This is a genomic window from Micrococcus sp. LASM2_SD2, from assembly GCF_057364565.1.
On the sequence record NZ_JBNFOB010000149.1, the window covers coordinates 1 to 5,987 of the forward strand.

The window sequence follows — 5,987 nt, forward strand, 5'->3', positions numbered from 1 at the left end:
CGCGAGGTCGCCGAGGACGAGACCGTCGGCGGCGCCCGGCTCTCCGCCGAGGAGAAGACGGCCCAGCCGATCGCCGACGCCGGCCGCGATGCCGATGCCGGCCGCCGTGCGGTCCCTGCCGAGGAGACCCTCGGCGAGGCCCACACCCCGGCGGCGGAGCGTCCGGTCCAGGCCGGCGGTGTGAACCGCGGTAGTGAGAAGACCAGCTTCAAGGACAACCTCATCGAGACCGCCAAGGGTGCCGCCTCGGTGGCCGCCAAGGGCGCCGCGAAGGGTGCCGAGGCCGGTGCCAAGGGCGCCGTGAAGGGCGCCTCCTTCCTGCGCGACAAGCTCGCCCAGGCCCAGGAGCGCCGCTGGAAGGGCCGCAGGTGACCCGCACCGGGCGCGCTGACGCGGTCCCACCCCGACGACGCCCCTCACCTTCCACAGGTGAGGGGGCCGTCGTCTGTACGTCTGGACCGGCGCGGTCAGGGCAGCTCGCACATCACGACCGAGTCCGAGGACCCCGTGCAGGTGAGCGTGAGCCGGTCCCCGACGGCCACCTCGTCCCAGCCGGCACCGGAGACGTGCAGGGGCTCCTCGCCGGTGGAGTCCAGGTGCATGCGGCCGTTGGTGCGGTCCACGTCCGTGACCGTCCCGGAGGCCTCATAAGTGGAGACCATGCGGTCCCACACCTGCCAGGCGCCGAAGCCGAGGCCGAGGACGGCGATCAGTGCGGCGGCCGCCCAGAACGGCCCGCGCCCCTGACGTCGGTGCACCAGCAGGAACGACGCGCACACCAGTAGCACCGCCACGAGCAGAGCGACGGCGGTGAGCAGCGCGAAGCCGGGGAGGGGGCCGTCGCCCTCGAGGGGCACATACTCGATCCCGGTGCGTGTGAGGCCATCCATGGGCGTCGTTCCGTCCCTTCAAGGTCAGCGCCGGATCCGGGCGTCGTCGCGGTGTCCTCCCGGACAGTAGCGCAGGAGGGTCTGCGCCCGGTCAGCCCGGGACACGGCCGGTCCGGGGCGCCGGACACCCGGGGACGCAGACGGCGGCGCCCGCCCCGGAGTGTTCCGGAACGGACGCCGCCGTCATCACGGGGCCGTGTGGGCCCCGCGGCCGTCGTCCCCGACGTGCCGCGCCGATCAGACGCCCGGGATGTCGTCACCGGCGGCGGCCTTCACGGCCTCCTCGATCTTCGCGCCCGTCTCTGCGTCCACGTTCTTCCAGTACTCGAGGGCCTGGGAGAGCACGGGCTCCTTCACGCCGTCGAGGGCGCCGGCCACGGTCTGCACGAACTCGGCGCGCTCCTCGTCCGAGAACACCTCGCGGACGAGGATCCCGGCCTGGCCGAAGTCGTCGTCGTCCTTGCGGAGCGTCTGGGACTCGCGGGTCATCTCGCCGTCGGCCTCCCAGCCGTTGTCCACGCGGCCGGTCTCGTCCGACCACGAGTGGTCGAAGGAGTTCGGGACGTACTGCGGGGCGGCGCCCTGGTGGTGGTACGTCATCTGGCCGTCGAACGTGTACGAGTTCACCGGGCACTTCGGCTGGTTCACCGGCAGCTGGTTGAAGTTGGTGCCGATGCGGTGCAGGGCCGCGTCGTGGTACGCGATGGAGCGGGCCAGCAGCATGCGGTCCGGGGACAGGCCGATGCCGGGCACGGTGTTGCCCGGGGAGAACGCGGCCTGCTCGATCTGCGCGAAGTGGTTCTCCGGGTTCCGGTTCAGGGTCATGGTGCCGACCTTGATGCGCGGGTAGTCCTTCTGGGACCACACCTTCGTCAGGTCGAACGGGTTGTACCGGTAGGTCTTCGCCTCCTCGTACGGCATGACCTGCACGTACAGGTCCCACTTCGGGAACTTCCCCTCGGCGATGGACTCGAACAGGTCCTGGCGGTGGTGGTCCGCGTTCTCGCCGGCCATCCTCACGGCCTCGTCGTTGGTGAAGTTGTGCACTCCCTGCTGGGAGATGAAGTGGTACTTCACCCAGAAGCGCTCGCCCTCGGCGTTGACCCACAGGTAGGTATGGGAGCCGTAGCCGTTCATCTCGGACCAGGTGCGGGGAAGGCCGCGGGGGCCCATGAGGTAGGTGACCTGGTGAGCGGTCTCCGGGTTGTTGGCCCAGAAGTCCCACTGCATGGTGCCGTCGCGCAGGCCGGAGTCCGGCAGACGCTTCTGCGAGCGGATGAAGTGGGTGAACTTCATGGGGTCGCGCACGAAGAACACCGGGGTGTTGTTGCCGACGAGGTCATAGTTGCCCTCCTCGGTGTAGAAGCGGAGGGAGAAGCCGCGGACGTCACGCCAGGTGTCCGGGGAGCCGAGCTCGCCGGCCACGGTGGAGAAGCGGGCGAGCATCTCGGTCTTGGTGCCCGGCTGGAACACGAGGGCCTTGGTGTACTGCGAGACGTCCTCGGTCACCTCGAACTCGCCGAACGCGCCGGAGCCCTTGGCATGCGGGCGACGCTCGGGGATGTTCATGCGGTTGAAGTGCTGATGGGTCTCCATCAGGTGGGTGTCGTGCAGGACGATCGGCCCGTCCGGGCCCACCGTCAGCGACTGGCGGTCCGACACGGCCGGGGCACCCGACTGCGTGGTCGATCCGGTGGCGTGGGGGGTCTTCTTCTCGGTCATCATCACTCCTTGCGAGCTCGTCCAGGCGCGCCTGGAACCGTCCGCCGGTTCCGGCGGGATGTCCACACTCTCACCTGCGGGGCGGACAGCGTAAGACCCCGACGACGCCCACCCTCCTCCGGAACCCGGCGCACCCCGCTCAGAACACCGGCCTCGGCGCCTCGACCGGGCCTCCGCCCGGGCGTGTGGCGTCCGGACGGGACCCCGAGTCCGGACGAAACCCCGACGAGGGGCGAGACGGACGCGAAAGGCGGGCGGCCGTCGTCGGGCCCCACCGCCGTGACACCGGTGCGACGGGCGCCACACACGTGGCTAGGATGGCCCGTGGAGCCGTCCGACCGACGTGGGTCGGAGCCGTCCGACCGTCGAAGGGAAGACCCGTGACCCAGCCCGATGTGAACACCCTCCCGCTGTCCGAGGTGGATCCGGAGATCGCCGCCGTCCTGGCGGACGAGCTCGGCCGCCAGCGCGGCACGCTCGAGATGATCGCATCCGAGAACTTCGTGCCCCGCGCCATCCTGCAGACGCAGGGCTCGGTGCTGACCAACAAGTACGCGGAGGGCTACCCGGGCCGCCGCTACTACGGCGGCTGCGAGTTCGTGGACGTGGCGGAGAACCTCGCCATCGAGCGCGCCAAGTCCCTCTTCGGTGCCGAGCACGCCAACGTGCAGCCCCACGCCGGCGCGCAGGCCAACGTGGCCGTGATGACCGCCCTGATGGGCCACGGGGACACCATGATGGGCATGTCCCTGGCCCACGGCGGCCACCTCACCCACGGCATGAAGATCAACTTCTCCGGCAAGAACTACAACATCGCCGCCTACGAGGTGGACCCGGAGACCTACACCGTGGACATGGACAAGGTCCGCGAGCAGGCCCTCGCCTCGCAGCCGAAGGTGATCGTGGCCGGATGGTCCGCCTACCCGCGGCAGCTGGACTTCGCCGCGTTCCGCGAGATCGCGGACGAGGTCGGCGCGAAGCTCTGGGTGGACATGGCCCACTTCGCCGGCCTCGTGGCCGCCGGCCTGCACCCGAACCCGGTCCCGCACGCGGACGTGGTCTCCTCCACCGTGCACAAGACCCTGGCGGGCCCGCGCTCCGGCTTCATCCTCTGCAAGGAGGACCTGAAGAAGAAGATCAACTCCGCCGTGTTCCCAGGCCAGCAGGGCGGACCGCTCATGCACGCGATCGCCGGCAAGGCCGTGGCCTTCAAGATCGCCGCCTCCGAGGACTTCAAGGCCAAGCAGGAGCGCACCCTGCAGGCGCCCAGATCCTCGCCGAGCGCCTCTCCGCCAAGGACATGCAGGACCAGGGCGTCTCCGTCCTCACCGGCGGCACCGACGTGCACCTGGTCCTGGTGGACCTGCGCGACTCGGAGTTGGACGGCCAGCAGGGCGAGGACATCCTGCACGAGGTCGGCATCACCGTGAACCGCAACTCCGTGCCGTGGGACCCGCGCCCGCCGATGACCACCTCCGGCCTGCGTATCGGCACCCCGGCGCTGGCCTCCCGCGGCTTCGGCGAGGCCGAGTTCCGCGAGGTCTCCGACGTCATCGCCGAGGCGCTCAAGCCCGGTGCGGACCTGGAGGCCCTGCGCGGCCGTGTGGCCAAGCTCGCCGAGGACTTCCCGCTGTACGACGGCCTCGAGGACTGGTGACCGCCGGGATGACAGCACAGAAGCTGGACGGCAAGGCCACCGCGGCGGCCATCAAGGACGAGCTGCGCGGCCGGGTGGAGGCGCTCGCCGAGCGCGGATTCACACCCGGCCTGGGCACCGTGCTGGTGGGCGAGGACGCCGGCTCGCAGAAGTACGTGGCGGGCAAGCACCGCGACTGCGCCGAGGTCGGCATCCACTCCATCCAGAAGGAGCTGCCGGCGGACGCCACCGAGGAGCAGATCCTGGACGTGGTGCGCGAGCTGAACGAGGACCCGGACTGCACCGGGTACATCGTCCAGCTGCCGCTGCCCGAGCACGTGGACACCCAGAGGGTGCTCGAGGCCATCGACCCCGCCAAGGACGCGGACGGCCTGCACCCGATGAACCTGGGCCGCCTGGTCGCCTCCGTGGGCGGCGAGCTGGACTCCCCGCTGCCGTGCACCCCGGCCGGCTGCGTGGAGCTGCTGAAGCGCCACGGCGTGGAGCTGGCCGGCAAGCACGTGCTGGTGATCGGCCGCGGCGTGACCATCGGCCGCCCCGCCGGCCTGGTGCTCACCCGCCGCGAGGTCAACGCCACCGTCACCCTGGCGCACACCGGCACCACGGACCTGGAGGCGCTGCTGGCCGAGGCCGACGTGATCATCGCCGCCGCCGGCTCCGCCCACATGGTGAAGCCGGAGCAGGTCAAGGACGGCGTGATCGTCCTGGACGTGGGCGTCTCCCGCACCACCGATGCCGAGGGCCGCTCGCGGATCGCCGGCGACGTGGACCCGGCCGTGGCCGAGAAGGCTTCCTGGATGGCGCCGAACCCCGGCGGCGTGGGTCCGATGACCCGCGTCATGCTGCTCGCCAACGTGGTGGAGGCCGCCGAGCGCGCCGCCGCCTCGGGCGACTGGGCGGGGGAGTCCCGCCGAGCCTGAGACCGGTGTCGGGCGGGGTGCTGGCGGCGCCTCACCCGGCCCGTTTCACGACGACGCCCGTCGCCTTCCCCACGGAAGGCGGCGGGCCGTTCGTCTCGGGTGGGGAGGTCCCCTGTCTCAGCGTCTCAGCGGACGGTGAGGTGCCGGACCCGTCGGGCGCGCTGCGGCGCGGTGCTCCACATGGTGTAGGCGATGGCCACGAGCAGCACCATGATCGGGGCGCCGAACAGGGCGGTCATCATGATGAAGAACGGTCCGCCGAGCGAGGTGCCCGGCTCCAGGACGTTCAGGGGGATCTCGCCGGCCACCCCGTAGACCACGATCGCCAGCACGGGCAGCAGGAACAGCTGTCCCTCCACCGGGCGTGGCCGCAGCTGGCGCACCGTGAACAGGGCGACCGTCACGGCCGCGGGGGCGATCACCCAGACCGGGCTCTGGAAGAACATCATCGCGTCCAGAAAGTGGTACAGGCTCGTGAGCACTCCCTCGTCGCCGGCGCCGCCCATGGCCATCTCGATGAGCGCCGGCGGCAGCAGCTGCAGCACCCACAGCAGGGCGGCCGCGAGGAACGCCCCGGTGGCCTCCATCCCCACCGGACGGGGCCGGTGGTCCTCGGCCCGGCACCGGTCCTCTGTCCCGCTCCGATCCTGCCCCTGGGCCTGGGCCTGGGCGTGAGAGGAACGGAAGCCCGTGGATCCGGCGTGCGGGACGGGGGTCCCGGGGGCTGTCGTGCGGGGTCTCGCATGCGGGGCGGGCGTGCGGGGGTTGTGTGCGGGGCGGGGCGCTGCGGGGGCTGTG

Annotated in this window: 5 protein-coding genes and 1 pseudogene; 3 read left to right on the forward strand and 3 right to left on the reverse strand. The window is 71.2% G+C overall.

Annotation, left to right across the window (positions count from 1 at the left end; all coding sequences use genetic code 11):
* Window positions 1-372, forward strand: a 372-nt coding sequence (locus tag AC2W7A_RS08495; protein WP_485990978.1) for a hypothetical protein, incomplete at its 5' end; no start/stop codon positions are given.
* 95 nt (window positions 373-467) lie between these two features.
* Here the strand turns inward: AC2W7A_RS08495 and AC2W7A_RS08500 are convergent.
* The gene (locus tag AC2W7A_RS08500; protein WP_485990979.1) at window positions 468-890 is read right to left on the reverse strand and encodes a hypothetical protein; all 423 of its coding nucleotides are present in this window, start codon (window positions 888-890) and stop codon (window positions 468-470) included.
* A 237-nt stretch (window positions 891-1,127) separates the two neighbouring features.
* Window positions 1,128-2,612, reverse strand: a complete 1,485-nt coding sequence (locus AC2W7A_RS08505; protein ID WP_485990980.1) for a catalase — start codon at window positions 2,610-2,612, stop codon at window positions 1,128-1,130.
* Between the two features lie 380 nt (window positions 2,613-2,992).
* Between AC2W7A_RS08505 and glyA the strand changes: the two are divergent.
* A pseudogene (gene glyA / locus AC2W7A_RS08510) lies at window positions 2,993-4,269 on the forward strand (serine hydroxymethyltransferase).
* 8 nt (window positions 4,270-4,277) lie between these two features.
* Complete coding sequence (locus tag AC2W7A_RS08515; RefSeq protein ID WP_485990981.1) at window positions 4,278-5,189, forward strand: bifunctional methylenetetrahydrofolate dehydrogenase/methenyltetrahydrofolate cyclohydrolase; 912 nt, start codon at window positions 4,278-4,280, stop codon at window positions 5,187-5,189.
* A gap of 125 nt (window positions 5,190-5,314) precedes the next feature.
* Here AC2W7A_RS08515 and AC2W7A_RS08520 read toward each other — a convergent pair whose 3' ends face one another.
* Window positions 5,315-5,776 carry a hypothetical protein gene (locus tag AC2W7A_RS08520; protein WP_485990982.1) on the reverse strand — a complete coding sequence of 154 codons (462 nt, stop codon included), beginning with the start codon at window positions 5,774-5,776 and terminating at the stop codon, window positions 5,315-5,317.
* Window positions 5,777-5,987 lie beyond the last annotated feature (211 nt).